This is a genomic window from Thermanaerosceptrum fracticalcis, from assembly GCF_000746025.2.
Lineage (GTDB): Bacteria > Bacillota > Peptococcia > DRI-13 > DRI-13 > Thermanaerosceptrum > Thermanaerosceptrum fracticalcis.
On record NZ_CP045798.1, the window covers coordinates 1,645,755 to 1,671,320 of the forward strand.

A 25,566-nucleotide genomic window follows, 5' to 3' on the forward strand; every position below is an offset into this window, starting at 1 on the left:
AAATATCTCCCTGATGACCGGTAACAATGATAAAACATCCATGGTCTTTTTTTTTATTTTATCCTTATTACGGCTTACTGGGAAGATTTTTCTTATTCCATTTCACCTTGACTATCTAATATAACTCGGCTACACTAAAGGTAGTTAGACTGTTATCTAAATATCTAAAATAAGGCTAGTGAGGTGATGGTATGTATGTCCCCTCTAAACGATAGTTTCAAAGCCCTTTCCGATCCAACCCGGCGAAAAATCCTGCAGATGCTGAGAGAAAAAGATATGACCGCCGGTGAGATCGCAGAGCAGTTTAATATCTCTAAGCCCAGCATTAGCCACCATCTCAGTATACTGAAACAGGCTGACCTGGTGTTAGATACACGCCAGGGGCAAAATATTATTTATTCCTTAAATACCAGTGTTTTTGACGAGCTAATTGGCTGGTTTCTCAATTTAACTGACCGCTCGAAGGAGGAACGAATATGAATAATTTTAATGAAAGAAACAGCAGCATTTCCTTTACTGCTATCTTAAAAAATGAATGGTATATACCGGCCCTAATCCTATTTTCTCTGGCTTTTGGTCTTTACATGTATCCTGAATTACCGGATAAAGTACCCACTCACTGGAATATCCGGGGAGAAATTGACGGCTGGACGGTGAAATCCCTCTGGGTATGGATATTTCCCCTTTTTAACCTGGGTATTTATGCCTTACTACTCCTTCTTCCCAGTATCGACCCCCGTAAACAGAACTATGCCAAGTTTTCCGGCACCTACAGGATTATCCGCCTGGTCCTGGTCCTCTTTATAACCCTTTTATATCTGGTAACCATAGCCGTAGCTTTAGGTATTCCCCTAAAAGTAGACCTGCTGGTTAAAGTTTCAGTATCTCTCCTCTTTGTTATCCTGGGTAACTACATGGGTAAGGTCCGGCAAAACTACTTTGTCGGTTTTAAAACACCCTGGACTCTAGCCAACGAAGAAGTCTGGCGTAAAACCCACCGTTTCGCTGGTCCTCTTTGGGTGGTCATAGGCAGTATCGATGTCGTCCTCAGTTTCATCTCCGCTGCCTGGGCCAGTATCACCCTTTTTGCTTCCTTTATTTTAATGGCATTGATCCCTCTGGTATACTCCTACCTGGAATACCGTAAGATTCAATGAAAGATGTGGCTGCGCCGTTTCGATTTCCGACATAGCGAGACTAGGAGCGTTAGCGACGTAGCGAGACTTGTGCCTGTGGTGTGTCCGCTTTCCGACTGCCGAATTACCGAATAATTGAGTGATACTTTACAGAATTAAAAGCCCTGCCTCGGCAGGGCTTTATGTACTATTGATACTACGTGTTTTTTTCAGGAAAATCTAGCTTCACGTGTGTCTACTGAAAAAATATCTTCATAATCGGAAGTCGGATATCGAGAGTCTGGCCGCCTAGCGGCCTTTCTTTTTTCTGTGCTTGCAGAACCTCCAAAAAAGCTTCCACTCTTGTGATAAAACCGGTGGTACTGTCATGCTGGTCCATGGTAATGCTTAAGACAGGGATATTTTCCCACAGGCAAATCTTATTTAAGGCACTCTTAGCCACAATCTCCGGCATACAGCCCAGGGGAAATAACTGAATGATCCCATCTACAGCCTCTAACCCTAACTTCCTGGTATTAGCTACCGACTCCAGGCCAAAACCCCCTACGGAATCCGCCAAATAAGGTGCTGCATATTCCAGTAATCGCTTTTTATAAGGACCCTTTCGCCAGGGTAAAAGGGCATTAGGTATCCAGTTGGAGAGGGACATTTCTTTAGCAATGCTAACCCCTCTTGCCAGGATCAGTTCCTCAACGGAATGGTTGGCATAAGGCTCCAGCAAGGTATAAATGTCTCCCACCAAACCCACCCGTAAAATCTCTTCCGGAGGATGAAAATCCGCATCCCCTATATAATTAAGGGCTTTATCTTTTATTTGTTTAAGATCCTCAAGGGTTTCCGCCCTATCCAGCTCTTGCCTGCAGCTGGACAAAAAAACCTGAAAGTTTTGTGTCTTCTTAACCCGTGATAGGTATTCCCGTTCCAGGCGAGCCAGGCTTTCTTCACAGACCACCGCCTCCCAGCCAAAATAAATAGTTCTAAGGAATTCCGGCCAGGTAACTCCTGCCTCTTTTCTTAAGATAGAAAAACTTCGCCAGGTTTTTCCCTTATCAATAAGCAAGAGCTGAAATTCATAACCTTCGTTCTTCAGAATCTTTTCCGCCAGGTAGATAAAATAACCAAAGCGGCAGGGCCCTGAACCTCCCAGCATAATGAGGGTATCCGCCCCCATTTCCAGGGCTTCCCGCATATTACCCAGGACCAGGGAGAAGGGCAGGCAGGAGGCTTCAGGGGCTAAGGCCTGTCCTAGCTCCAGCGCTTTGGGCCCCGGTGGAGAAGGAATGAGATAAGGGATATGGAGCTTTTGGCAAATTTTGGCAATACCTTTTGCTAAATTTCCCATGTGTGGAAAAGAAAGCAGCATAAAAAACTCCTTTCAGCTTACTCTTTAGAGTTTTGCCAAAAGGAGCATTTTTTTATTCCACGATTTCCGTATTCCGACTTCCGATATCCGATAAAATATAATCGCTTCCCGCCACCCGCTGTCCGCTACCCAAAGATATACTGCTAATTCGGGTATCGGGAAACGGGGAGCGTCAGTCACTAACAACTACCAACTATCAACTAACAACTAACAACTAACTCAGCTTACTTTCACATTCACATTGGACCACTTACCGCAGCGATCACCCCAGCGGGCCACCAGCTTTTCATTCTCAAAGATCTGGATAACCTCGCAGTTGTTGGGACAGGCTTTGCACTCAAAGCTGGTGGGACGAAAAGCGTAGTCAGCCGCCTCCCAGCCCTTAAAATTGGTGGGTTTATTACGGGTGGCTTCTTTGGCCAAATAGGCACAACCTACAGCGCCCATAACATTAAAGTACTTGGGAATGATCAGTTCCTGTTTCAGGTGTTTTTCAAAAGCAGCTTTAATACCGACGTTGGCGGCTACACCGCCCTGGAAAACGATAGGTGCCAGTATCTCTTTTCCTTTCCCCACATTGTTCAAGTAGTTTCTTACCAGGGCTTCACACAAACCGGCAATAATATCCTCCAGGGAGTGACCTAACTGCTGCTTGTGGATCATATCAGACTCGGCAAAGACAGCACACCGCCCGGCAATCCTTACCGGTGTTTTGGCCTGTAAAGCCATTTCCCCAAATTTCTCAATGGGTATGTTCAGGCGTGAAGCCTGCTGGTCCAGGAAAGAACCTGTCCCGGCGGCACAAACGGTATTCATGGCAAAATCAGTGACTACACCGTCACGCATGATGATAATCTTAGAATCCTGACCCCCGATCTCAATAATGGTCTGAGCACCGGGAACCATTTTGGAAACTGCCACGGCATGGGCAGTGATCTCATTTTTTACAGCATCGGCACCTACCAGGACAGCTGTCAGATTCCTGGCACTACCCGTAGCACCCGCCCCCATAATGGTAACATCCTTGCCCAGTTTTTCTCCCAGCATTCTAAGCCCGTTCTGCACAGCTTTCACCGGCTGTCCATTGGTACGTATATATAAACTTTCAATAACCTCCCCGCTCTCCGCCATCACTACCAGGTTGGTACTAACAGATCCTACATCCACACCAAGATATGCTTTCACGATACGGCTCCTCCCAATCTTTTTTCTTGACGCTGCTTAAGCAGGTCCACAAAAGCCTCTAACCTTGTCTGCAAACCAGCCTTGCCTGTTTGTTCATCCAGGAAAACGGTGAGTACGGGGATACCTGTATCACGGCTTACCTGAGGCAGAATACCTTTGGCCACAATTTCCGGGATACAGGAGAAGGGAGCAAGCTGAATAACACCATCAAAACCGCGGCGGGAAAAAAGCACAGTTTCACCTACGGAATTAATACCGTGGCCGCCAATCATCTGCCTGAGATATGGACGGGCAGCTTTAATTACTTCCTCTTCGTGGTGAGTCATTTTGGTATTTTCTTTGGTCCAGTTGCTGAGATGTGTTCCCCGTTCCGTAAAGACGCCCATCTCACCCAGGGTCGCCTGGATGTCCAAATTAGCAAAAGGCTCTATTAATACATATATTTCCCCAACTATGCCTATTTTTAACGGTCTTCTGCTCTTATCCTGAGGAATATTATTTAAAAGTTGAAAACAAGCTTCCTTCGCCTCCCGTATTCTCTCCCTGGTACGGGCCTGGTCCATAATTTCCAGACATTGATGGTAAACCTTCGTTGTCTCACCTTTATTGATTTCCAAAGGGCGCACATGATGAGATAGAATCTCTATCTCATCAAGGGCAACTAGTTTCTCCCAGCCCAGTTTAAAGGCCTTATAAAACTGCCACCAGGATGTTTTACCTTTTGTCAGTAACCAGTGAATTTTACTGATAAAGTCACCCATGGTCCGGGTAAAGGAGTCAAAAACCATAATTTTGGTAGAATAGCCCAGGTCACGGATTATTTTTTGGTGGAGTATACCGTAATAGCCTGCCCGGCAGGGTCCGTGACCACCCGAAGTAATAATTAATTCAGCTCCTTTTTCAATAGCCTCCAGATATGTACCCATGAGAATTTTAAAAGGAATGCAGGCAAACTCGGGAGAATACATAGTCCCTAAAGTCATGGTACGAGAACTGGGCATGGGAGCCAGCACCGGCTCATGACCAATATCCTCGATTAATTGTTTAAAAGCTACATAAGAATTACCCATGATGGGAAATGATATCTTCATGCTGACCCCTCCGTAATCTGAGCATATCAACAAAAGCTTCGATGCGCGTTAAAACTCCTGCCTCACCGGTATGTTCATCCAGGGATAATGTAAGGAAAGGAACACGCCCGTGATTTTTGGCTTCTAACTCCATCAACTTGTCAACCATGGCATCGGGGCCACAGCCAAAGGCCGTAACATGAATGATGCCATCGACCTTTTTTTCTTTCAGATAGTAGTAAGTGGCCCGGACAGCCCTGTTACTGAAATTCCAGAAAAGATTTTTGGGGAGATTTTTACCCTGTTCTTCCAGACGGTCAGGGGGCACCATTTCCACGGTCCAGGCTTTGATCCCCATCTCTCCCAGTTTTTCAAAAAGTCCCACGTTTACAAAAGAGTCATAAATAAGATAAGGGTACCCGAGTATGGCCAGGTTAACATCAGGTTCTGGAACAGGTGGGGCTTCATAGGTACTGCCCCTAATGGCTGCTTCCACGGCATGATGAGCGGGAACCCCCTGGTATAAAAGTTCCCCGAAACATTTTTGCACTTTATTGGCATTTTGGAATGCCTGCCAGACACGCCAGCCGTGGACCCCCAGCTCTGCCGCAATCTTACGACACAGCTGCCAAAGGGGAAACCAGCCTTTGGCTAAATCTACTTTTTCATCAATGATACGGGGCAAACCATCTATAGAATTCCTGATCATATCAGGTAAACCTAAAAATTTAGGGCAGAAAGTCTCACTATCCAGTTTGCGTACACTAACCATGCGGGGTAAAAAAAGGATATCTACTTTATCTTTCAATTCAGCTACATGACCATGGTAAAGTTTGATAGGGAGACAGGCATCATTTACTGCTTCCTGTACACCCAGATCCAGGCTTAATTTGCTGGTGGGAAGGGAAGTAACCATTTCATAACCTAGTTCAGTAAAGAAAGTATGCCAAAAAGGATAGTATAAATAATAAAACAGTGTTCTTGGAAAGCCGATTTTTTTACCCATCTGCATCCCCCTTGTGATGCCGCTTTTTCTAAAAGCCTAGTGATAAATAGCAAAGTATCCTACTACATCTTTGTTAACCCCCGGATTCCCCCTTTAACAAACCATGCAGATAGATATCGAGCATTTGTGTTACTAGATCGTTTGTGGGAAAATCATAAAAAGATTGGTCCTTTTCAAAACCTTTGGCCAGGGAAACCTGGACAAATATCCCCGCCAGGGCCAGAGCAATCACGGAAGAGGGTACGTCCTTTTTGATAACCCCTTGTTCCTTCAACTGATCCAGATAGCCAATGACGGGATAGGCTAATTTGGGGATGAATTTGGTAAAATAATATTGCCGGAATTCGTCATCCCGTAGGACCACTATTAACAATTTTTTAAACAAAGGAAAATTGTCTTCCAGGATTTTAACCCGGTTCATGACAAAAGAGATTAAGATCTGTTCCGTATCCTCAGCAGGATTAAAATTTACCTCTTCCAAAGTAGCGCCGGCTATTCGCTCTAGAACCTGATAAAAGAGGTCATCTTTGCCCGTAAAATGTTTATAAATCACCGGTTCCGTAACACCACAGGCTTGAGCGATATCCTTGGTTTTTGTATCATAATACCCTTTTTCCACAAAAATGCGGGTAGCCACATCAAGAATCTGAGCCTTCCGCTGTTCTTTTGATAAACGCATGAAACTACCCCCATTGTATTATTAGGTTAGTGGACACTAACCTAATTCCGCAAAGTTGTCAATACAACAACAAATAAGAACCCTCCTCGCAAGAGAGGAGGATGTTGTAAATATTTTCAAATACATTCTATAATACTATTCCATATTCTTCAATATGAATGACAACAAGACCAAAAATTTAATATTGCATCCTAACTTTTTTAACCTTGATTATTTATTCGATGATATTCGACGGCTTTGCAAAACTTCCTGCAGACAACCAGCCCGCAAAAAAATTTTTTGTTTATTTGCTAGTATAAATGTCAGGGGACACACCTGCTTATCCGAAAAGTTACTAGTTATTAGTTACCAGTTACTAGTGATTTTTGTCGAACTTCGGAAGTCGGAAAACGGAAATCGGAAAAAGGGACAGGAATGTCCCCAATTAAAGAGACGCCCCCTAGGGACGTCTTTTTTCCTTAGTATTATTCCATAGCCTGCTTGGTTTTTGCAGCCAGCCCCGACATCTTGTGGGTGGGAACGGAGCAGATGGCAAAACGTACTCCCTTCTTCAAAGGAACCACAAAGATGTTATCCTGGGCTAATTTTTCGGCTACTTTTTTGGGGTCACTGGCTGGTACAGTAATAAAGAAACCTGCACGGAAAGGAAGAGTCTTTAAGCCTACTTCCTTGGCTTCTTTCATGAAGATAGCGGCCCTATCCTTGATGAGCTTGGTGTATTGCTCCCTCTCCGCATCTATTTTGGCCTGGAGTTCAGGGTTTTTCGCCACATCAGCCAATAACTTTTGTGCCCCTCTGGTACCGTTGGACCAGACACCCCGGTTAGAGTAAGCATTAATATCAAAGAATTCCTGGGCCACATCCTGGGAGGTGCTCACACCGATTAAGGCTCCGGAACGCATACCGTACATCAGGAAGGATTTAGACATACTAAAGGCAATCGTTACTAAAATATTCTCCGGCAAGGTACTAAATAACTTCATGAACCCCCTGGTTTCTTCAACCGTACCCGCATAGTCAATGTAAGCAATATCTAAAAGCAGGACAATCTTCTTGCTCTTGTCCTCCGCACACTTCTTGAGGAAAGAAAAAGTCTCTTGCCAATCTCCCATACTCATGGTATAGCCTGTGGGGTTATGGGCTGGAGTATTAAAAACGATCACCAGGTTGTCCTGAACCTTAAGAAGCTCCTGGGTCTTTTCCTTCAGGGAATTAAGCGTAAATTCGTAGTTTTCATCAAACATGGCGTAGGTATCTACACCGCGCAGGTGCTCGTCAGCAATGGTACGGTAAGGACCCCAGAACCAGTCAGGAATTAAAGCCTTCTGCCCTTCCTCCACGTAGTTGTAGAAAACATGACGTACCGCACCGGTACCGCCAGGAGTAGCCACTGCTTTAATATATGTATTTTCCGGCTTATAGCCACGGAAGGTGAAATCAACAGCGGCCTCTAGAAAATCTGGCAGCCCGGCAATGGCTGCATAGTTCATTAACTCTTCCGCCGGCATTTCGCGGTAATACTCATTCACTGCCGAAAGACTGACAAATTTTTCCTCGTCATCAAAAATAGCCCCGATTGATGCATTGACCACCTTATCTTTTCCTAAACGAGCAACAGCATCATTAGCCTTCTTCAGTACACTAAAAACGGCATCTACTTCTCCCTTGCCCCGGGCGTGAGAAGCCGCCATGGAAAATGCACACATCCAAACCTGCCTCCTTATAATTCTAATATTTAACATTTTAACACAAAGACTTTTTTCCTTCCAGCACTAAAAATACCGGTAAAGCCAAAAACCCATTAAAATGCCTAAGACTGCTCCCCCCAGCACTTCCGTGGGCTCATGCCCCAACATCTCTTTTAACTTTTCCTTCTTTCCCGCAGACCCTGGGAGAAGTCCCGCCAAACCACGCATTAAAATACCCATTTCCTGAACAATAATATTCAAAAGCATGGCGTGCTTACCAGCCTGGCGCCGGATCCCAGCCGCATCATACATGGTAATGAGGCTAAAGACCAGGCTCAAGGCAAAAATGGGATGCCCTAAGCCGTAAGTAAGGGCCAAAGCTGTAGTCAGGGCAGAAACGAAGGCGGAGTGACTGCTGGGCATGCCTCCCGTGGAAAATATCCGGTTAATCTCCATTTTGCCATCGGTAATCAACTGGACCGGGAGTTTCAGGACCTGGGCAATGATTACCGCTGAAATTGCTGCCATGAGGGGATAATTTGTTACAATTTCCATATAGTAATAGTTTAACACTGGCATCACGCTCCATGATGCAAAACGCTACAAAATTTATAATTTAAAAGGTACGGTAGTTGGTAAACTGCAGTTCAATACCAAAATCCTGCTGTTTTAAGTGTTGGATCACTTTTTGCAGGTCATCCCGCTCTTTACCGGAGACCCGAACCTGGTCTTCCTGGATTTGGGCCTGCACCTTCAGCTTCATGTTTTTAATAACATTGACAATCTCTTTGCCCTTCTCTTTGGATATCCCTTTCTTAATGGTAATAATTTGCCGAACTGTCCCTCCGGCGGCCGGCTCTATCTTGCCGTATTCCAGGAATTTCAGGGATACCCCCCGCCTTACCATTTTACTTTGCAGGATGTCGATGACACTTTTCAATTTGTATTCATCATCGGCGACGACCTTGATTTCATCTTCCTTACTTAACTCTACGTCTGCCTTGCTCCCTTTGAAATCAAAGCGCTGGCTGATTTCCTTTATGGTCTGATTCACCGCATTGTCCACTTCCTGCAAATCCACTTCAGAGACGATATCAAAACTGTTTTCTTTGGCCATTGATAAACCTCCTAAATTAAATCTTTTCCCAGGTTTCTTTTCCACCGGGGACTATATAGAACAGAGGATGGGGCACTATCTCCGAAACATTGACCAATTGGTGATATTTTTCAAGGTCTCTCATCATTAATTTTTCCCGGAGATGGGCGATTTCAAATTCCAGCTGTCCCTGTTTCAGCGGAATTAAGGTTTTTTTTCCGGATTTCAGTATCTTATCCCGGTTAAAATGATAACCCCGTGCCTCTCCTTCTTCCCAGACATGAAATAAATACCACCCGATGGCTGCCAGCATGTCCTCCTGCTCCTTAAATCTTACCAGTTGGGGGTGATGCTTATAACCCCTGGTTTCCCCCGCCAGCACTTTTTGAACCAGCAATGCCTCCCGCCAGAGGGCCACAAGCCCTTTGCAGTCCAAGTAGCGGGGATGAAGGGACCATAAACGCATGGTTATCTCCCCTGTTTCTCTTGGTAAGATTCATTGATATTATCCAGTAACCTGTATAGGATGGTTTCCATTTCGTCCAGGTAATGGACTTGAGATAGTATCTCCCCTGCTTGTTGGATGAACCTTCCCTCTACTAGTTCCTCACCGCAGTTAGCAATCAAATCTTGTATTCCCTGGAGAGTAGATTCCAGGTGAAACTGGAGCCCTATCACCCTGTCCTTATAGATAAAACCCTGGTTTTTACACCCGGCACTCTCTGCTATATTTGTACAGCCTTCCGGCAGGGAAAAGGTATCCCCGTGCCAGTGGAAAGCCTTAAAAACCGGGGGCAACCCCTTTAAGAGAGGGATTGAACCTGCTTTCTCCGTGAGCTGAATAGGAAACCAGCCAATTTCCTTGAACTCATTTTTATAAACCCCGCTCCCCAGTACATCGGCAATAAGCTGGGCCCCCAGGCAAATTCCCAAGACGACTTTCCCTTCAGCTATGGCCTCAGCAATAAACTTTTTTTCCCGCGCCAGCCAGGGATATTTCCCTTCCTCATAAATATTCATAGGTCCTCCCATGACGATTAGCCAATCAAAGGCCTCCACAGGAGGGAGTCCATCGTCAAGATACAAAGCAGTTTTCGTAACGGAATATTTTTTTTGGCCCGCCCACTTCTCTATGTTCCCCAGTTTCTCAAAAGGAACATGCTCTAAATAATGAATTCTCACCTTTTATCCTCCTAACTCGGTTTTCTCTTTCCGCAGCGTAATCAGTACCACTTCGGGCCGGTTAAAAAGACGCTGGGTAATAATACTGTTACCCAGGCCCCGGTTAACGACCAAAACAGGGGAAAAATCACGATAGATTCCACCCCCATACCTGGGGAAGATACCCTGTTCCGGGGACACCAGTCCCCCGACAAATGGTATATTTTATGAATTCATGGGGTTTATCCTTTTCTGTCTTGATTATATCCTAAATCTATGCAGGGAATATTCAAAAACTTCTTTTCTTAGAATTTACTTCGTTAATAATATACCCAGAAAAGAATTTCCTCAGGTCTGGTAAAACACTTTCCCTTATAAGGCTATTCTCGTTAAATCATCTTTAATCCTGCAGGTTATTTTTCAGGATATGTGGTTTAATCCGACCATTTCGTCTATACTATTTTATGATAGTACTAAAGAATAAGGAATCCCGGTCAGAGAAAGGTTATTTCCGGGACTAGACATAAAGGAGATGGAAGCTTTGGCTGTAGTACATGTAATAGAAGGTCGTCAAAAACGCATTGAAATGGGACATCCCTGGGTCTATAAGACGGAGATAGCGAAAATTGAAGGGGAAGTAACCGGGGGTGAAATCGTTGATGTCCTTGATTTCCGCCAGCGTTTTCTGGGCCGTGGCTTTATCAATCCCCGTTCCATGCTGACAGTACGCATCTTAACTCAGGATAGAGAAGAGGCTATTACGGAAAAAACCATCAGGGAACGAATCAGAAAAGCCTGGTTTTTCCGCCAACGAGTTTTTCAAGCACCTGAACCTAACGCCTGCCGGGTTATTTTCGGTGAGGCAGACTTTCTGCCCGGCTTAATCGTGGACAAGTTCGGCGACCATTTAGTACTCCAAACCCTGGCCTTAGGAATAGCCCAGTGGCAGGATGTTATTGTGGATGAACTGGCTTCCCTCATTAAACCAGTAGGAATTTACGCCCGTAACGACCAGCAGGTACGGAGCATTGAGGGGCTGGAAGAATACAAAGGCTGCCTCTTTGGCCGGTGTCAACCCCTGGTTACCATTGAGGAAAACGGGCTCAAGGTTTATGTGGACATTGAAAATGGACAAAAAACCGGATACTTCCTGGACCAGAAGGAAAACCGCCGGGCTATCAAGCCCTACGTACAAAATGCCCGGGTGCTTGATTGTTTCTGCCATACCGGCTCCTTCGCCCTGCATGCCGCTTACTACGGGGCCCGTGAGGTCCAGGGTCTTGATATTTCCCCGGAAGCCATTGCCATGGCCCAAAAGAATGCCGCTCTTAACAATTTTACCAACATCACCTTTAAGGAAGCCAATGTCTTTGACGAACTGCGTACACTGACCGAGGCTAAAGAGAAATATGATGTGGTCATCCTGGACCCTCCTGCCTTTACGAAAAGTAAAGCCGCCGTTAAGGGCGCTATTCGCGGCTACAAAGAGATAAACTTACGGGCCATGAAACTCCTCCCCCCTGGCGGCATCCTCATCACTAATTCCTGTTCCTATTACATGTCAGAGGACTTATATCTGGAAACCATCGCTGACGCCGCCCGTGACGCCAAACGAAGGGTAAGGATTATCGAACTGCGCAGGCAGGCCAAAGACCACCCCATGCTCATGGGTTATCCGGAGTCCTACTATTTGAAGTGTTTCATCCTGGAAGTAGTATAATAGCCGCTGCGGGCCTCGACTCCCGTTTTCCGAATTCCGACTTCCGACTATTTTTTAATACCTTATTGGGTTTATGTATATAAGATTATACTATCTTAAGCATACAAAAAACGCCCTTCCCATCCAGGGAGGGGCGTCGCTTATTACGAACAGAAAAGCATATTACTCCTTAATGTGTTACTTTCCGTCGATGAGTATCAAAACATCTTCCTTAGTTAAGCATTGTTAAATGCTTTTTCTCTCACTCGCAGCAGGAGTTTTTCTCTTCTTTTTCACCCTTTACTTTACTGACGATGTCGGGAATCATCTCCATGATCTTTTCCAGGGAACTTTTGTTTTTCAAGGGAAGCAAGGAAACTTCCTCGCCTTTGATAATAAGGATGCTGTTGGGCGTAATTTCGGCCCCTACACCGGCTCCCATCCCTTGACCATCACTACTTTTTTCATCCTTGCCGTAACCACCGCCTGTACCCAAACCAAAACCAATATCGATGATAGGTACTAAGGTAACCTCGCCGATCTTCATAGGATTACCTACTACTGTTTCTGTGCGGAAAAACTTTTCCAGGCGTTCAAAAAGGGTGTTCAGGTTTTCGTTCATGTTCATTCCTCCTCTTTTTGTTCACTATACTATACACCACAGATCGGCTGTGGGTTGCATTTTTTTGACTTTTTCTTGACTTCCTCTTTTCCCACAGATATTTCCGTACAGGAGCCTTCTCCGGAGAAAAGAAAAACTTTACTGTATACCAGATAGGACAAGGGGGGACAATTCTACCTATCATTTTAACAGTAAGATTTGTTTAAAGAAGACTATTCACCTGTTTAAAAGCTCCCAGTCCAGCCAGGAAAGGCTGCTGCCGGTACCGGTATTCTTTTTTTTTTAGATTTCGCGTCTTTCTTAGTTTATCTTTTCACTATACCAACATTATCTATTATACCTTCTCCTTTTTTCTGCATAGGCAGGTGCGGATTTGGTGCAAGCTATAAAAAAACAATTCATAAATTGATTACTGGAGGCCCTATGTTAATCACCTTTTTTCGCACACTTATTCTTTATTTCATGGTAGTTATTATCATGCGTATTATGGGTAAGCACCAGATAGGCGAATTGCAACCTTATGAACTGGTAGTAGCTCTGATGATCTCGGAAATGGCAGCTATTCCTATCACTGATACAGAAATACCACTTATCAACGGGATTATTCCCATCCTTACCCTGCTCTTAGCCCAGGTTACTGTATCCTACTGGACATTAAAGAGCGAAAAAGCCAGAGCCATTGTGTGCGGAAGACCCAGTATCCTCATTGAGAAGGGTAGAATCGTAGAGGATGAATTAAGGCGTTTACGTATGAATATAAATGACCTTTTAGAGGAACTCCGGGTTAAGAATTTCCCCAACATTTCTGAAGTGGACTACGCCATTTTAGAAACCAATGGTAAAATGAGCGTTATTCCCAAGGGTAAACACCGTCCTGTGCTTACCAGCGACCTGGGCATCAATGCCCCGGATCCCGGTCTGCCTGTCTCCCTGATTATTGATGGAGACATTATTCATCATAACTTAAGAACTGCGGGATTCACCGAAGATAAACTGAGGCAGTACTTTAAGGATGAGGGAGTTGAAAACGTTAAACATATTCTCTATGCCAGCATTGATAACACACAAAAAATTTTTTGGCAGAAGAAAGAAGGGTTGTAAATGAAAAAATACGCCGTACCCATTGCCCTCTTTAGCCTGCTCGTCTTCCTTTTAGCCTTCGGCTGGGGTGTCTATCTCTTTTTGGAAGAAAGCGCCAACAGTTTTCTTAATCTAGCTCAGGATATCATAAACCCCGTAAAACAGGAACAATGGGAAAAAGCTAAAGACTCATTTGCACAAAGCGAAAAAAACTGGCATAAAATCAACAAATACTGGCCTATGATCATCCATCACCAGGAGATGGACCGGATTGAGGAAAGCATGTCCAAGCTTAAGGGCTATTTAGAAAACGAAGATAAAACGGAAGCCCTGGCTGAACTTAACGTTCTCATTCGCTACATCAGACATATCCCTAGTAAAGAAGCAGTTAACCTGCAAAACATTTTCTAACAGCAACCCCTCACCAAATAAAGGTGAGGGGTTTATATTACTAGGCACAAAAGGATTCTTTTTGCAATCCTTTCATTTCTTCGCTGATAACCCTGGCCAAGCGTTGTATTCCCTCTTCGATTTTCTCCAGCTCTACCTGGCTGTAAGCCAGGCGCAAAGTATTGTGCCCTTGGCCGTTAACAAAGAAGCAATTCCCCGGCACATAGGCCACATCAAATTGGATGGCCTTAGTCAGCATGGTTTTGGCGTTTATACCTGCCGGTAAAGTGACAAAGGTGAAGAAACCACCCCGAGGCTCTGTCCAAGAAACCTCTGCCGGGAAATACCTGTGCATGGCTTGAAGCATTGTATCACGCTTTTTCCGGTAGATGTCAGTCAGACAACCGATATGTTCCTGTAAATAGCCTTCTTTCATAAAATACAGGGCCAAATACTGTCCGAGGGAATTTGTACACAAATCTGTACCCTGTTTCACCATGGTTAATTTATCGATGATGGCACTATGGGCACATAACCAGCCAATTTTAATTCCCGGCATAAAAGATTTGGAAAAGGAGCCCAAATAGATAACCCGACCTTCCTGGTCCAGAGTTTTAATATGAGGCGGGATTTTTTCCAAAAAGTTAATAGCCCCGTAGGGATTATCCTCCAGGATTAAAAAATCATATTTTTGGGCCAGCTCTATGACTTTCTTCCTTCTCTCCCAGGAGAGGGTCACTCCCGCCGGATTAGAAAAATTAGTAACAAGATAAAGGAGTTTGGGTTTTCGTCCTTCCCGCTGGAGTCTTTGCAGCGTTGTTTCCAGCAGGTCAACACAGATGCCTTCCCCGTCTAAAGGTATACCGACTTTATCCGCCTCATAATTATCCATAGCTCCCAGAGCGCCCATGTAGCTGGGTATCTCTACGAGCACTACGTCCCCAGGATCAATAAAGGCTTTACATAACAAATCCAACCCTTGCTGGGAACCACTGGTAATCAGGATATCAGAAGCATCTGCAGCCACTCCTTCCCGCGTCATTTCCCGGGCAAGGAGTTTTCTCAACTCGCTTACTCCCTCCGTAGGAGCATATTGTAAAGAACTTTCCCCTCTTTCGCTAACTACTTTTTCTAAAAGCTTCTTTACTATTTCCCGGGGAAAAGTATGGGGACCGGGGAACCCCCCGGCAAAAGAAATCACACTGGGCTTTTCCGCCAGGTGGAAGGCTTCCTTGATATCAGAGGCGTTGTGATGTTTGGCTCGCTCCGCGAAAAATCCCTGAATTTTAAACATAATTAACCACTCCTTTTATTAATCTAATCAGCTTTGTTCTAAAAAATAAAACCCGCCTCTTTGCTCAGAGGCGAGTTTTCCCGCGGTACCACTCTGCTTACTGCTTCGCACTAAGGTAAAGCAATATCTCAGGTCTACATTGTAGACTCCTGGTATAACGGCCAGAACCGGCAGGGTATAATGACTTCCACCCTGCAGCTCCCAGGCGGCCCCCGCTTTCAAATAAGGAATGTCACACCAAAATCATTCCCTCTCTGCTATTCTCCAGCCAGTTCTTCCTGTTCTTCGACTTTAGAAATGTGTAATTGTAATGTTTTGATAAACAAAAAACTCCCGCCCCTATCAGGGGCGAGAGCAACTCGCGTTACCACCCAGTTTCGTTTTAACCTCACGGTTAAGACCTCAGTAAGTGTCGACTGACACTTTCTTTGTTAACGGAGAAGCCTCCGGCAGTCCTTTCGGCTGCAGCTCCGGGATGGCTTTCACCATGGAGGCTAACTGCCTTGCACCAACCGGCAGCTCTCTTCTAGACCTGCATGATTACTCTTCCCATCTTCGCTTCTGTTATATAGATGTATGGTTATTAATAATTTATGCTACAAAAGGATTTTTGTCAATACTTTACGGGAATTTCTTTATGGGAATTTCTTTTGGGAAATTTGAAGTTTTTATCAAGTTTATATGGCAATGCGCCAAGCATAATTTATTTTACGGACCCGGTCAGGAGTATAATACTCCTGGCCTTTTTCTTTACTGGTCTGCACTTTCCGTTTCTGTGCCTTATCAGCCTTTGTTTTCCACCGTTCAATGTATTGCTCGATGGTATATCCAAACTGTTTGCTGTAATAAAACCACCACGCTGAATTAGACCTATCTTTGCGAAAAACTCATTATTCCATTTAGTCTTTCTCGGCTCATTTCTACCACGGTAACGTATCCGCCATCCTTAATACACTGATTGCCCGAGTTCTTCAGGCCGATGCAACTGCCTGTCGCACACAATTAAGCCCTTGGCTCAGAGGCCAAAGGCTTAATTGGTGATGTTTTGCTAAACTTTACTGGTTATATCCACGGGCGGTACCGCTGATTCCCGCTTGTTGCCCGATGCTTCTTAAATCCGGGGCTGAGCCGCCTAGCCGTTGTGCAGAAGCCTGATAAGTATCGGGACCCATTGTAGCAACACTGGCAAAGGTTTCATTGGTAGGAAGACTGGGAGTGCTCATGCTAATTCCACCGGTAGTAGTTCCACCCATGGTGCCGCCCATTGTAGCACCCATAGTACCACTCATAGCCCCACTGGTAAAACCGGAGGTTTGTCCGGTAGCACCTGCAGCTCCGCCGCCAAACTGCCGGAGGGAACTCTCATAAGTACTGAGATTCATAGTAGCAGGGTCAATTAAAGGAGATTCTGTTCTTAATGTCCCCTGAGCGAGATTCTGCGCAGAACCTATGTTAGGGGTGCTGGCATAACCTCCAACAATCCCCTGAGTCTGGCCGGAAAACTGTTGTACAGTATTTTGATAAGTACTGGGATTGGAAGTTGTGGGATCAATTAAGGGTGACTGGGTGCTGAGGGTTGTACCTGCAAAATTCTGTCCCCCCCCTACATTCATACCGCCGGAAATACCGCCAAAACCGGCTTGATTTGTACCGCCAAATTGACGGAGAGAATTCTGGTAAGTTTCTGCTCCCATGGTGGTCCGGTCGATTAGAGGAGATTCGGTACTCAGAGTCCCTTGGGCCATATTCATGGTAGGTCCAAAGTCCCTGCCGCCTGCAAAGGAAGTTCCTGCTTCAAATCCCATGCTGTAGCCTGTGCCACCGGTGAAACCGGGCTGGTATCTTTGATATTGAGTCTGGACTCCTTGCTGTACATTACCACTAACGTTCTGCAGTAAGCGGTTGCATTCATCACACATTTGCTGGACCTGCCGGAGCTGCTGGGCGGCTCTTGCCTCCTTTTGCTCCAACTGACTTAGGATCTGCCGATTATTTTCTTCCGACTGTCTCATTTGATAAACCATCTGACTAATTGAATTTAGAGTCCGCTGCGCTTGGTTAATTTGATGAAACATACTTGTAACCTCCTGTCTTTATTTGGTAGATTTCAAGTATATTATGAGTAAATGTAGACTATTTATACATCCAACTTAAATATTTTGCATTATGCCATATTTAAAAACACAAAAATTTAAAGCCCCTCGTAAAGGGCTTTAAGATAAGACTAGGAAAATGGCCTATTAAGGATTATAGTATCCATATCCTCCCCAGAAACCGGGGAACAATAAGAGAATGAGGATAACTAAGAAGAAAATTCCAAAGCCGGAACGCCCAAAATAATTGTAAAAACCATTGTAACCATAAGGATAACCACTTTCAACTTGTGGCATTAATCATACCTCCTCGTAGATTCATAGGATGTTGCCCTACCTGCTACATACTATGAAGTGGCATCTTTTGATGTGACAACCTACGCGCTGTGCTTAGCTGAATTTTATATCCCCTAACTTGGTCTCATTGTCATAATAAACCTATCCATACGCCTTCCCACCCCATTCGTTTAGAGTCTTCAAATTATTATGAAGGTATTTTTTAATCCCTCTCTAAAGTGTATAATACATTACTACAACATTTACTTGAGGAGAGGAATCAGGGATGAGAGAAGTTGAGAAACTATTTTCATCCTTTCAAGGTCTGCAAGAGCTTTTGACTACCTATAACGAGCTTGATTCACTGATTACTAATTTTAAAGCAAAAACACAGCTTGACTGTCTTAAAGGTTGTAGAAAATGCTGTCATACTCCTGCCCATAATATTGAAGCTTCTGTATTGGAAATGCTCCCCCTTAGTATCCATATTTGGCAAAGCGGTCAAGAAGAATACTGGCTGCAAAAATTAAGTGAAACCCGGCCCGAAGATCCCTGTGTCTTATATATCCCTAATCCCTCCATAAAAAGTGAGGGTGGCTGTAGTAAGTACACCTGGCGTCCCCTCCTCTGCCGGCTCTTTGGCTTTTCGGCCGTTACGGACAAACAGGGTAAACCGGTTGTTGCTTTGTGCAAAAAGGTAAAACAATTAAATCCTGATTTAGAAGCAAAAATTCAATGTCTAATTGATGGAGGGTTAAAAGTCCCTATTAATTCACACTTTGCAGAAAGGGTCTCCTTCCTTAACCCTTTCTTCGGGCAAACACTGTATCCCATCAATGAGGCTTTTCGTTTAGCTTTGGAAGTGGTAGGGTATCGCCTCACTTTAATAAGTCGACATACAACCTTATTCCGGTAAGACACCACCCATATGACCCCTTGCGACAATTAAGAACCGTCCCCAGTGTCGCACCCAGTGTCGCACTTAAGCCGCCCAAAGTCCCGCCAGTACTTCAGGTCTTCGTTTTAATATTCTTAAATTCTTTAACCTGTGCAGCTATAGCTTTTTCGGTAGGTAGTCTTTCAATACTGGAGGCCCCATAGAATCCTACCACACCTTGTGTTTTTGCCAAGACATAGGCCGCATCTTCCGGTTCAGAAATAGGCCCGCCATGACAGATCACCATGATACCGGGATTGATTGCCACAGCCGCATCATGGATAGCCTGAATTCGCTCCACACATTCATCTAAAGTTAAGGCCGTCCTGGCCCCGATGGTTCCTTTCGTGGTCAGTCCCATATGGGCAACGAGTATATCTGCCCCCGCCTGCGTCATTTTTTCCGCCTCTGCAATGTTAAAGACGTAGGGGGTGGTTAATAAATCCAGTTCATGGGCTCTTCTAATCATCTCCACTTCCAGGTCATAGCCCATTCCCGTCTCTTCCAAGTTCTGCCGGAAGACACCGTCACACAAACCTACGGTGGGGAAGTTCTGTACCCCGGAAAAGCCCATATCTTTAAGTTGCTTTAAAAACACATCCATAATCCTGAAGGGGTCTGTCCCGCACACCCCGGCCAGTACGGGGGTATGTTTCACAACGGGTAAGACTTCACTGGCCATTTCCATAACAATGGCATTGGCATCGCCATAGGGCATTAAACCGGCCAGAGAACCCCTGCCTGCCATTCTATAACGGCCCGAGTTGTAAACGATGATTAAGTCGACGCCGCCGGCTTCAGCACTCTTAGCGGAAATACCCGTTCCTGCCCCTGCCCCTATCAGGGGCTTACCCTGAGCAACCTGCTCTCGTAACCTGGCTAATATCTCTTTTCTGCTCATTCTCATAGCAATCTCCTCTCGCAGCAATAGATTTATTTTTGAGCTTGCATCATCTCATCTAAGGACCTGGCTAAGTAGAGGGCAAATTCAGGATCGTTAATGTCCGTATCCATCTCCACTAGTTCAATGCGTGGATCAAGATTTACTCTAATGGCCTCGAACAAAGCTTTATCGGCATCAGGATCATAGAAAGGCTTACCTTCTATAGCAATTAAAGAGACCCCCTTGAGGGGAAGGACCACCTTGGTAGGCCCCTGGGCCATATTTAATTTTTCGGCAATGATTTCTCCCAACCGTTTGCACTCCTCCGGCAGAGTCCTCATTAAGGTCACTGTGGGATTGTGTTTATATAAATTTCTCCCTTTGAATTTCTCCGGGACAGTATCCAGGGGCCCAAAATTGACCATATCCAAAGCCCCTGTAGAAACAACCTGGGGTATTCCCATCTTACCGGCAGCCTCCAGGCGATGGGGTCCCGCACTTAACACACCGCCTACCAGCTCATCACACCATTCGGTGGTGGTGATATCTAAAACCCCTTTGATAAATCCCGCTTCAACCAGGCTTTCCATGGCCTGTCCCCCTGTCCCGGTAGCATGAAAAACCAAAACTTCATAACCCTTTTCCTCCAGGTATTCTCTGGCTTTAGTCACACAGGGGGTTGTGACACCGAACATGGTAGCGCCAATCAAGGGTTTTTCATCTTCCGGTACCTCCACCCGGCCCTTGGCCATCCCGGCCACAGCAAAGGCTGCATTGGCCAGGATTTTGCGGGCTAGGCTGTTGAGACCGGAGATATCCACTACGGAATACATCATGGTGATATCTTTGACACCCACATAAGGACGGGTATCGCCGGAAGCTACCGTAGAAACCAATACTTTGGGCACGCCCACCGGTAAGGCCCGCATCGCCGATGAACCGATGGTGGTTCCGGCAGTACCCCCCATACCAATAATCCCGGCCACCTTTCCTTCAGCATAGAGTTTTTTCACAATTTCTGTAGCGCCCTTCATCATAGTGGTAACAGCTTCACCCCGGTCGTCCTTGGCCAATAGTTCAGTTAAACTGGACCCTCCTGCCTGAGCCACTTCCTCCCGTGTAACATCAGGCTGGAAATAAGGAGTTCCTTTTACACCCGCATCGATGACTAAGGTGCCTATTCCCGCCGACTCGATAACGTCTTTGATGAACTTGAATTCCTGTCCCTTGGTGTCTAACGTTCCCAGCACAACCACTCTTTCCTCCATGGCCCCTTCCTCCTTTATTTATTTTTTTAGGTTTTCCTGTTGCCCCTTTATATAGCAAGAACCATGCCCATGAACTTTCACGACTTTTCAGTATTCTTTGGGAATTACTTTTCCCAAAAAGGTAAATCACCGGGCAAGATTTTTCCCAGTGATTTAATGCCGCCCCAGGCCATATTTGTTTATCTTATTTAATAAGGTCCGCCTGCTGATACCCAGGTAATTAGCTGTATTCGTCCTGTGCCAGTGAAACTTCTCCAGGGCTTCTAGAATGGCCTTTTTCTCCATGTCCGCCGAGATAGTGCTGGCATATTGTATAAGACTAACGTTTTCCCTTAGCTTTTTCTCTTCTACGGTATGCTGCCTCAGGTGCTGGGGCAGGTCCGCCAGGGTTATCATTTTACCCTCACAGAGAATTACTGCCCTCTCTATGACGTTTTGTAGTTCCCTTACGTTCCCCGGCCACTCATAGTTGAGGAGACACTCCAAAGCCTCCGGGGTGATTCGCGCAATCTGGCGGTTAAATTTGTCGTTTGTCTTGGCCAAAAAATGATTAACAAGGAGGGGAATATCTTCTTTATGCTGTCTTAAAGGAGGCGTATAGATTGAGACTACGTTGAGCCGGTAATACAGGTCCTCGCGAAATTCTCCTTTCTTCACCATTTGCCACAGGTCTTTGTTGGTGGCACAGATTATTCTCGCATCTACCCGAATGGTTTTGGAGCCCCCTACCCGTTCGAATTCCTGCTGTTGGATAACTCTCAGAAGCTTAGCCTGTGTTAAGAGGCTCATTTCCCCTATTTCATCTAAAAACAAAGTACCTTTGTGGGCCAGTTCAAACCTGCCCAGTCTCTGCTGTAGAGCTCCCGTAAAGGCCCCTTTTTCATGGCCAAAGAGTTCACTCTCCAGTAAATTTTCGGGCAGAGCGGCACAATTAACTTTTATAAAGGGTCCGTCACGTCTTTTGCTGTTGTAATGAATAGCCCTTGTAACCAGTTCTTTTCCGGTGCCACTTTCTCCATATACCAGTATGTTTATCTTCTCATCCGCAACTTTACGGACAATATTGTATAATTCCTGCATAACCCGGCTCTGACCCACGATTTCGTCAAAACCCATTTTGCGTTCTAATTCTTCTTTGAGACGTACATTCTCCTGCTGTAGCCGGACGATATTCTTAAATTGATCCGTAATTTCCCTGATTCCCTCTTCGGCGGGAATCCTCTCAATACTGGAACCGCCAATATAACCCTGAGCTCCGGTGTGCTTAAAAATATAGTCCGCTTGCTCCGGATAGATCACGGGCCCTCCATAGACAAGCCAGAAACAATCCTTTCGTATGGCCGCTGCCCGGGAGAAAATATTGTTGGCCAATGCAGCAGCATTTTCAATACTCACACTCTTCTTGGCCCCTAAACTGCCTCCCACCGTGAAACCAAAATGGGCACAAATAACATCAGCCCCGACCCGGGCCATGGCTTCCCCCTGTTCGGGATCAAAGACAAAGGCTACAGTAAACAGTCCCTTTCTATGAGCACGGGATATTAATTCCACCTCATTGGCAAAGCCCATGCCCTGTTCTTCCAAGGCTTCCCTTAAAACGCCGTCAATAAGACCGACACTGGGGAAATTGTTAATGCCGTGAAATCCTTTTTGCAGAAGAAGATCAAGAAAATAGTCCCAGTCAATGGTCGGGTCACTGGCGCAGGCGCCAAAGATAATGGGGATATTTTGCACCACAGGAATGATTTCTTGGCTGCCAAATTCCAGGACCCACTGGTTGCAGTTCTTAAAAGGCATAAGGCCCGCCATAGAACTCCTGCCTGCGTTGCGAAAACGTCCCGAATTTAGCGCTAACAGTAGATCGGCGCCACCGGAAACAGCCAAACGGGCCGAGAGTCCTGACCCCACAGCAGCCCCCACAATATTCTTTTTCTTCTGAAGGGTCTCTCGTAGATTTTCCTTAATTTTATGGTAGGTTAACATTATCGGACCACCATAGCTTTACTATTTTTTTCATAAGTTCTGTATTTAAATGTTTTTTCCTTCTCATAAATCAGGGACGGTTCTTAACTGATTCCTATTCCAGTCAAGAACCGTCCCAAATTTAACTTCTAAAGAGCTGAATTTTTTCTACAAATCTTCGGGCAGTATCAGTTACTAATTGATAATTGCCTTGTTTGGCACCCTCTGTTAAGGAACCACCTATTCCTACCGCTACCGCTCCTGCATCAAACCAGTTTTTTATATTATCAAGGGAGACTCCGCCTGTTGGCATGAGAGGTGCTTGTGGTAAGGGGCCTCTAACCGCTTTAATAAATGCAGGTCCTAGCATTTCTCCCGGGAATACTTTAACAATATCTGCTCCTGCCTCCATTGCCTCAATAATTTCTTTAATTGTCATAGCACCCGGCATTATAGGCACTTGATAACGGTTACAGAGTTTAATAACATCGGTATTTACATTAGGGGTAACCACATATTCTGCTCCTGCCAGGATGGCTATTCTTGCGGTTTCAGGGTCTAGTACTGACCCAACTCCTAAAATAATGTCCTCCTTACCACAATAATCGACTAAATTTTTTATAGCATCTATTGCATTAGGTACGGTCATTGTAACCTCTATGACAGAAATCCCGCCAGCTTTAATAGCCTCTACGGTTTTAATAGCCTTTTCAGTTGTTTCCGTTCTAACGATGGCTACAATTCCACTATTGATTATTTTCCTTAATAACTGAAGTTTTTTCATAGGAAATCCTCCTAACGTATCTTTTCTATGGAATATTCAAGGTTCAACCTACTTTACAAGCCCCTGGAAATCAGGGCTTCAATAACACTTTTAGATTGGCCTCTCCTGTCCTCATAAGGTTAATTCCCTCCTGGGCCTGGTCTAAAGGCAGTTTATGGGTAATCACTTTTCCTATTTCCGGGTACTTGGCAATCAGGTTTACGGCATGTACGAAATCTGTTTGTCGATATACTCGAGTGCCAATAATTCTTAATTCCGCAAAATTCACACGTTGCAAGTCAACAGAAGCTGGATGTTTGAATACACCTACTACTACTACCTGCCCTTGTATTCTGCAGTTTTTGATGGCCTCCTCAATTGTTATAGGTAGACCGACCGCTTCAAACACAATATCCGCGCCTTCTCCCTTAGTCATCTGCCTGATTGCTCTATCATCAGCACTGGCTAATACCTTAAAGCCCACACTTTCGGATATCCTACGGCGAAACTCATTGGGTTCAACAACAATTACCTGTCCTGCGCCATTAGCTTTTGCCGCATAAGCAGTCAAGAAGCCAATGGGACCTCCCCCCAGCACCAGGACGGAATCCCCCAGGCGCAGGTCAGAGGACCTGACGGCATGCACCGCCACAGCCACGGGTTCTACCAGGGCACCCAAATCATCTGACATTTGGGAGGGTAACTTAACTAATTGTGATATATTTACCCTCACAAATTCTGCAAACCCTCCATCAGCATCTATTCCTGACAGGCCTAAGGATTTACAGACATGGCTGTTGCCGGTAAGACACGGTACACACCGGTTACACGTAAGCAAGGGATTGACGGCAACCAGGTCTCCTATTTTAAATTCACCATCGTAATCTTCCGGAAGCTCAGCAATTCTGCCAGAAAACTCATGACCTAAGACCAGTGGGGCCTTTGCCCGGGGGTGAGTGCCGGAATAGATATACATATCACTCCCACATATTCCGGCATAACTGATCCGAACTAACGCCTGTCCTTCTGAGATCATTGGTTTAGCAATATCCTCATAACGTATCTCTTCTTTACCCCAATAACGTACAGCTTTCATTTTATCCTCCTTAAAAAGCATAGGCCAGGTATCCCCCGTCTACAGGGATGACTGTACCGGTAACAAAGTCAGAAGCAGCCGAAGCAAGGAAAATAGTTGTGCCCACCAAATCACGGGGATTCCCATATCGCTTCAGCGGGGTATCGCCGGTAAGCTTAGCTTCCACTTCCGGCTGCGTTAAGACCTTTTCGTTCAGAGGGGTTACAAAGAAACCGGGGGCAATAGCATTGACAGTAACGCCATAGGGTCCCCATTCACTGGCCAGGACTTTGGTTAACTGGTTTACTCCCCCTTTCGTGGCACAATAGGCACTGGAACGGGTTATTCCTAAAAATGCCCCCATGGAAGAGATATTAATGATTTTACCGCTCCTTTGTTCAACCATAAGCGGTCCCAACACCTGACAGGCTAAATACATGGCCTTAAGATTCACGTCCATCACACGGTCCCATTCATCTTCACTAATTTCCAGGAATGGTTTTTTTACTAATGTTCCCGCTGCGTTTACCAGGATATCTACCCTGCCAAATTCAGCAACAACCTGTTCTCTTAGTTTTTCCAACTGGTCCCTGCGTGTGGCATCAACAGAGACCAGCATGGACCGCCGGCCCAGCATCTCAATTTTTCTTACCAGTTCTTCATTTTTTTCCTCGTTTCGGCTCACGGGTATCACATCGGCTCCTGCTTCGGCCAGGCCTAGACTCATTGCGGACCCCAAACCACCGTTGGCTCCTATAAACACCGCTACTTTACCAGCTAAATCAAAAAGCTCCAACCCCATATACACACTCCTTTACCTTATATTTTGGTCATATCTCT

At 45.3% G+C, this 25,566-nt stretch carries 26 protein-coding genes, 1 pseudogene and 1 other annotated feature; of the genes and pseudogenes, 6 read left to right on the forward strand and 21 right to left on the reverse strand.

All coding sequences use genetic code 11. From position 1 onward, the window contains the following. The first annotated feature begins 195 nt into the window (after positions 1 to 195). Together BR63_RS08540 and BR63_RS08545 are read left to right on the forward strand one after the other, a co-directional pair. The gene (locus tag BR63_RS08540) at positions 196 to 480 is read left to right on the forward strand and encodes an autorepressor SdpR family transcription factor (RefSeq protein WP_034422553.1); all 285 of its coding nucleotides are present in this window, start codon (positions 196 to 198) and stop codon (positions 478 to 480) included. Then, on the forward strand, positions 477 to 1,157 hold the full coding sequence (locus BR63_RS08545) for an SdpI family protein (protein ID WP_051965778.1): 681 nt from the start codon (positions 477 to 479) through the stop codon (positions 1,155 to 1,157). The genes BR63_RS08540 and BR63_RS08545 overlap by 4 nt, the downstream gene beginning before the upstream one ends. Before the next feature lie 214 nt (positions 1,158 to 1,371). Here the strand turns inward: BR63_RS08545 and BR63_RS08550 are convergent, their stop codons facing one another. The 11 genes from BR63_RS08550 to BR63_RS08600 form a co-directional block, all read right to left on the reverse strand. Beyond that, positions 1,372 to 2,499, reverse strand: a complete 1,128-nt coding sequence (locus tag BR63_RS08550) for a 2-hydroxyacyl-CoA dehydratase (protein WP_034422551.1) — start codon at positions 2,497 to 2,499, stop codon at positions 1,372 to 1,374. Between the two features lie 219 nt (positions 2,500 to 2,718). Next, positions 2,719 to 3,684, reverse strand: coding sequence for an acyl-CoA dehydratase activase (locus BR63_RS08555; RefSeq protein WP_034422550.1), 966 nt, complete (start codon positions 3,682 to 3,684; stop codon positions 2,719 to 2,721). Continuing rightward, positions 3,681 to 4,775: a CoA protein activase gene (locus BR63_RS08560; RefSeq protein WP_034422548.1), complete on the reverse strand. Its 1,095-nt coding sequence runs from the start codon at positions 4,773 to 4,775 to the stop codon at positions 3,681 to 3,683. The genes BR63_RS08555 and BR63_RS08560 overlap by 4 nt, the downstream gene beginning before the upstream one ends. Continuing rightward, the gene (locus tag BR63_RS08565; RefSeq protein WP_034422547.1) at positions 4,747 to 5,760 is read right to left on the reverse strand and encodes an acyl-CoA dehydratase activase-related protein; all 1,014 of its coding nucleotides are present in this window, start codon (positions 5,758 to 5,760) and stop codon (positions 4,747 to 4,749) included. The genes BR63_RS08560 and BR63_RS08565 overlap by 29 nt, the downstream gene beginning before the upstream one ends. A 73-nt stretch (positions 5,761 to 5,833) precedes the next feature. After that, positions 5,834 to 6,439 (reverse strand): TetR/AcrR family transcriptional regulator, encoded by a 606-nt coding sequence (locus BR63_RS08570; protein ID WP_034422545.1) that lies wholly within the window; start codon positions 6,437 to 6,439, stop codon positions 5,834 to 5,836. Positions 6,440 to 6,903: 464 nt separating this feature from the next. Further along, the gene (locus tag BR63_RS08575; RefSeq protein WP_034422544.1) at positions 6,904 to 8,145 is read right to left on the reverse strand and encodes a pyridoxal phosphate-dependent aminotransferase; all 1,242 of its coding nucleotides are present in this window, start codon (positions 8,143 to 8,145) and stop codon (positions 6,904 to 6,906) included. A gap of 66 nt (positions 8,146 to 8,211) precedes the next feature. Then, entirely contained in the window at positions 8,212 to 8,700 is a 489-nt protein-coding gene (locus BR63_RS08580) for a divergent PAP2 family protein (protein ID WP_051965776.1), read from the reverse strand. A 43-nt stretch (positions 8,701 to 8,743) separates the two neighbouring features. Further along, complete coding sequence (locus BR63_RS08585; protein WP_034422542.1) at positions 8,744 to 9,244, reverse strand: YajQ family cyclic di-GMP-binding protein; 501 nt, start codon at positions 9,242 to 9,244, stop codon at positions 8,744 to 8,746. Between the two features lie 16 nt (positions 9,245 to 9,260). Then, entirely contained in the window at positions 9,261 to 9,689 is a 429-nt protein-coding gene (locus BR63_RS08590) for a pyrimidine dimer DNA glycosylase/endonuclease V (RefSeq protein WP_034422540.1), read from the reverse strand. Positions 9,690 to 9,691: 2 nt separating this feature from the next. Next, complete coding sequence (locus tag BR63_RS08595) at positions 9,692 to 10,405, reverse strand: type 1 glutamine amidotransferase (RefSeq protein ID WP_034422539.1); 714 nt, start codon at positions 10,403 to 10,405, stop codon at positions 9,692 to 9,694. Between the two features lie 3 nt (positions 10,406 to 10,408). Continuing rightward, positions 10,409 to 10,585 (reverse strand): hypothetical protein, encoded by a 177-nt coding sequence (locus BR63_RS08600; protein WP_153802089.1) that lies wholly within the window; start codon positions 10,583 to 10,585, stop codon positions 10,409 to 10,411. A gap of 331 nt (positions 10,586 to 10,916) precedes the next feature. Between BR63_RS08600 and BR63_RS08605 the strand changes: the two genes are divergently transcribed. Further along, positions 10,917 to 12,104, forward strand: a complete 1,188-nt coding sequence (locus BR63_RS08605) for a class I SAM-dependent methyltransferase (RefSeq protein ID WP_187142861.1) — start codon at positions 10,917 to 10,919, stop codon at positions 12,102 to 12,104. Between the two features lie 241 nt (positions 12,105 to 12,345). Here BR63_RS08605 and BR63_RS08610 read toward each other — a convergent pair whose 3' ends face one another. Further along, positions 12,346 to 12,705, reverse strand: coding sequence for a GerW family sporulation protein (locus tag BR63_RS08610; protein WP_338056043.1), 360 nt, complete (start codon positions 12,703 to 12,705; stop codon positions 12,346 to 12,348). Positions 12,706 to 13,128: 423 nt separating this feature from the next. On the opposite strand from BR63_RS08610, the gene BR63_RS08615 reads away from it, so the two are divergent. Both BR63_RS08615 and BR63_RS08620 read left to right on the forward strand, forming a co-directional pair. Continuing rightward, positions 13,129 to 13,806, forward strand: coding sequence for a DUF421 domain-containing protein (locus tag BR63_RS08615; RefSeq protein ID WP_034422528.1), 678 nt, complete (start codon positions 13,129 to 13,131; stop codon positions 13,804 to 13,806). Further along, complete coding sequence (locus BR63_RS08620) at positions 13,807 to 14,196, forward strand: DUF4363 family protein (protein ID WP_051965772.1); 390 nt, start codon at positions 13,807 to 13,809, stop codon at positions 14,194 to 14,196. A gap of 40 nt (positions 14,197 to 14,236) precedes the next feature. On the opposite strand, the gene BR63_RS08625 is transcribed toward BR63_RS08620, so the two are convergent. The 3 genes from BR63_RS08625 to BR63_RS08635 all read right to left on the reverse strand — a co-directional run bounded on the left by BR63_RS08625 (position 14,237) and on the right by BR63_RS08635 (position 17,859). Then, positions 14,237 to 15,469, reverse strand: a complete 1,233-nt coding sequence (locus BR63_RS08625) for an aminotransferase-like domain-containing protein (protein ID WP_051965771.1) — start codon at positions 15,467 to 15,469, stop codon at positions 14,237 to 14,239. A 341-nt stretch (positions 15,470 to 15,810) separates the two neighbouring features. Then, positions 15,811 to 16,034 (reverse strand) — a binding site (T-box leader). 490 nt (positions 16,035 to 16,524) lie between these two features. Continuing rightward, positions 16,525 to 17,544 (reverse strand): hypothetical protein, encoded by a 1,020-nt coding sequence (locus tag BR63_RS08630; RefSeq protein ID WP_034422520.1) that lies wholly within the window; start codon positions 17,542 to 17,544, stop codon positions 16,525 to 16,527. A gap of 165 nt (positions 17,545 to 17,709) precedes the next feature. Next, the gene (locus BR63_RS08635) at positions 17,710 to 17,859 is read right to left on the reverse strand and encodes a hypothetical protein (protein ID WP_153802088.1); all 150 of its coding nucleotides are present in this window, start codon (positions 17,857 to 17,859) and stop codon (positions 17,710 to 17,712) included. A gap of 265 nt (positions 17,860 to 18,124) precedes the next feature. Between BR63_RS08635 and BR63_RS08640 the strand changes: the two genes are divergently transcribed. After that, positions 18,125 to 18,754 carry a YkgJ family cysteine cluster protein gene (locus tag BR63_RS08640; RefSeq protein ID WP_051965769.1) on the forward strand — a complete coding sequence of 210 codons (630 nt, stop codon included), beginning with the start codon at positions 18,125 to 18,127 and terminating at the stop codon, positions 18,752 to 18,754. A 94-nt stretch (positions 18,755 to 18,848) separates the two neighbouring features. Here the strand turns inward: BR63_RS08640 and BR63_RS08645 are convergent, their stop codons facing one another. The 6 genes and pseudogenes from BR63_RS08645 to BR63_RS08670 all read right to left on the reverse strand — a co-directional run bounded on the left by BR63_RS08645 (position 18,849) and on the right by BR63_RS08670 (position 25,528). Further along, on the reverse strand, positions 18,849 to 19,676 hold the full coding sequence (locus BR63_RS08645; protein ID WP_034422519.1) for a phosphoenolpyruvate hydrolase family protein: 828 nt from the start codon (positions 19,674 to 19,676) through the stop codon (positions 18,849 to 18,851). 32 nt (positions 19,677 to 19,708) lie between these two features. Then, positions 19,709 to 20,926 carry a Tm-1-like ATP-binding domain-containing protein gene (locus tag BR63_RS08650; protein WP_034422518.1) on the reverse strand — a complete coding sequence of 406 codons (1,218 nt, stop codon included), beginning with the start codon at positions 20,924 to 20,926 and terminating at the stop codon, positions 19,709 to 19,711. 153 nt (positions 20,927 to 21,079) lie between these two features. Continuing rightward, positions 21,080 to 22,909: a phosphoenolpyruvate hydrolase family protein gene (locus BR63_RS08655; RefSeq protein ID WP_034422517.1), complete on the reverse strand. Its 1,830-nt coding sequence runs from the start codon at positions 22,907 to 22,909 to the stop codon at positions 21,080 to 21,082. A gap of 121 nt (positions 22,910 to 23,030) precedes the next feature. Continuing rightward, positions 23,031 to 23,672 carry a bifunctional 2-keto-4-hydroxyglutarate aldolase/2-keto-3-deoxy-6-phosphogluconate aldolase gene (locus tag BR63_RS08660; protein ID WP_034422515.1) on the reverse strand — a complete coding sequence of 214 codons (642 nt, stop codon included), beginning with the start codon at positions 23,670 to 23,672 and terminating at the stop codon, positions 23,031 to 23,033. A gap of 133 nt (positions 23,673 to 23,805) precedes the next feature. Further along, positions 23,806 to 24,768: pseudogene (locus BR63_RS08665) on the reverse strand (zinc-dependent alcohol dehydrogenase); the annotation flags it as partial. Then, a complete protein-coding gene (locus BR63_RS08670) occupies positions 24,758 to 25,528 on the reverse strand; it encodes an SDR family NAD(P)-dependent oxidoreductase (protein WP_034422513.1) in 771 nt (256 codons plus the stop codon). The pseudogene BR63_RS08665 and the gene BR63_RS08670, both read right to left, overlap by 11 nt. Between the last annotated feature and the right edge of the window lie 38 nt (positions 25,529 to 25,566).

What these genes read in the sequence shown, in the direction of transcription:
- BR63_RS08630 (WP_034422520.1), bottom strand. Translation starts at nt 17,544, where the DNA reads ATGTTTCATCAAATTAACCAAGCGCAGCGGACTCTAAATTCAATTAGT.
- BR63_RS08645 (WP_034422519.1), bottom strand. Translation starts at nt 19,676, where the DNA reads ATGAGCAGAAAAGAGATATTAGCCAGGTTACGAGAGCAGGTTGCTCAG.
- BR63_RS08620 (WP_051965772.1), top strand. Translation starts at nt 13,807, where the DNA reads ATGAAAAAATACGCCGTACCCATTGCCCTCTTTAGCCTGCTCGTCTTC.
- BR63_RS08575 (WP_034422544.1), bottom strand. Translation starts at nt 8,145, where the DNA reads ATGTGTGCATTTTCCATGGCGGCTTCTCACGCCCGGGGCAAGGGAGAA.
- BR63_RS08615 (WP_034422528.1), top strand. Translation starts at nt 13,129, where the DNA reads ATGTTAATCACCTTTTTTCGCACACTTATTCTTTATTTCATGGTAGTT.
- BR63_RS08570 (WP_034422545.1), bottom strand. Translation starts at nt 6,439, where the DNA reads ATGCGTTTATCAAAAGAACAGCGGAAGGCTCAGATTCTTGATGTGGCT.
- BR63_RS08560 (WP_034422548.1), bottom strand. Translation starts at nt 4,775, where the DNA reads ATGAAGATATCATTTCCCATCATGGGTAATTCTTATGTAGCTTTTAAA.
- BR63_RS08640 (WP_051965769.1), top strand. Translation starts at nt 18,125, where the DNA reads ATGAGAGAAGTTGAGAAACTATTTTCATCCTTTCAAGGTCTGCAAGAG.
- BR63_RS08650 (WP_034422518.1), bottom strand. Translation starts at nt 20,926, where the DNA reads ATGGAGGAAAGAGTGGTTGTGCTGGGAACGTTAGACACCAAGGGACAG.
- BR63_RS08655 (WP_034422517.1), bottom strand. Translation starts at nt 22,909, where the DNA reads ATGTTAACCTACCATAAAATTAAGGAAAATCTACGAGAGACCCTTCAG.
- BR63_RS08605 (WP_187142861.1), top strand. Translation starts at nt 10,917, where the DNA reads ATGGAAGCTTTGGCTGTAGTACATGTAATAGAAGGTCGTCAAAAACGC.
- BR63_RS08565 (WP_034422547.1), bottom strand. Translation starts at nt 5,760, where the DNA reads ATGGGTAAAAAAATCGGCTTTCCAAGAACACTGTTTTATTATTTATAC.
- BR63_RS08590 (WP_034422540.1), bottom strand. Translation starts at nt 9,689, where the DNA reads ATGCGTTTATGGTCCCTTCATCCCCGCTACTTGGACTGCAAAGGGCTT.
- BR63_RS08550 (WP_034422551.1), bottom strand. Translation starts at nt 2,499, where the DNA reads ATGCTGCTTTCTTTTCCACACATGGGAAATTTAGCAAAAGGTATTGCC.
- BR63_RS08545 (WP_051965778.1), top strand. Translation starts at nt 477, where the DNA reads ATGAATAATTTTAATGAAAGAAACAGCAGCATTTCCTTTACTGCTATC.
- BR63_RS08670 (WP_034422513.1), bottom strand. Translation starts at nt 25,528, where the DNA reads ATGGGGTTGGAGCTTTTTGATTTAGCTGGTAAAGTAGCGGTGTTTATA.
- BR63_RS08540 (WP_034422553.1), top strand. Translation starts at nt 196, where the DNA reads ATGTCCCCTCTAAACGATAGTTTCAAAGCCCTTTCCGATCCAACCCGG.
- BR63_RS08585 (WP_034422542.1), bottom strand. Translation starts at nt 9,244, where the DNA reads ATGGCCAAAGAAAACAGTTTTGATATCGTCTCTGAAGTGGATTTGCAG.
- BR63_RS08635 (WP_153802088.1), bottom strand. Translation starts at nt 17,859, where the DNA reads ATGCCACAAGTTGAAAGTGGTTATCCTTATGGTTACAATGGTTTTTAC.
- BR63_RS08625 (WP_051965771.1), bottom strand. Translation starts at nt 15,469, where the DNA reads ATGTTTAAAATTCAGGGATTTTTCGCGGAGCGAGCCAAACATCACAAC.
- BR63_RS08610 (WP_338056043.1), bottom strand. Translation starts at nt 12,705, where the DNA reads ATGAACGAAAACCTGAACACCCTTTTTGAACGCCTGGAAAAGTTTTTC.
- BR63_RS08660 (WP_034422515.1), bottom strand. Translation starts at nt 23,672, where the DNA reads ATGAAAAAACTTCAGTTATTAAGGAAAATAATCAATAGTGGAATTGTA.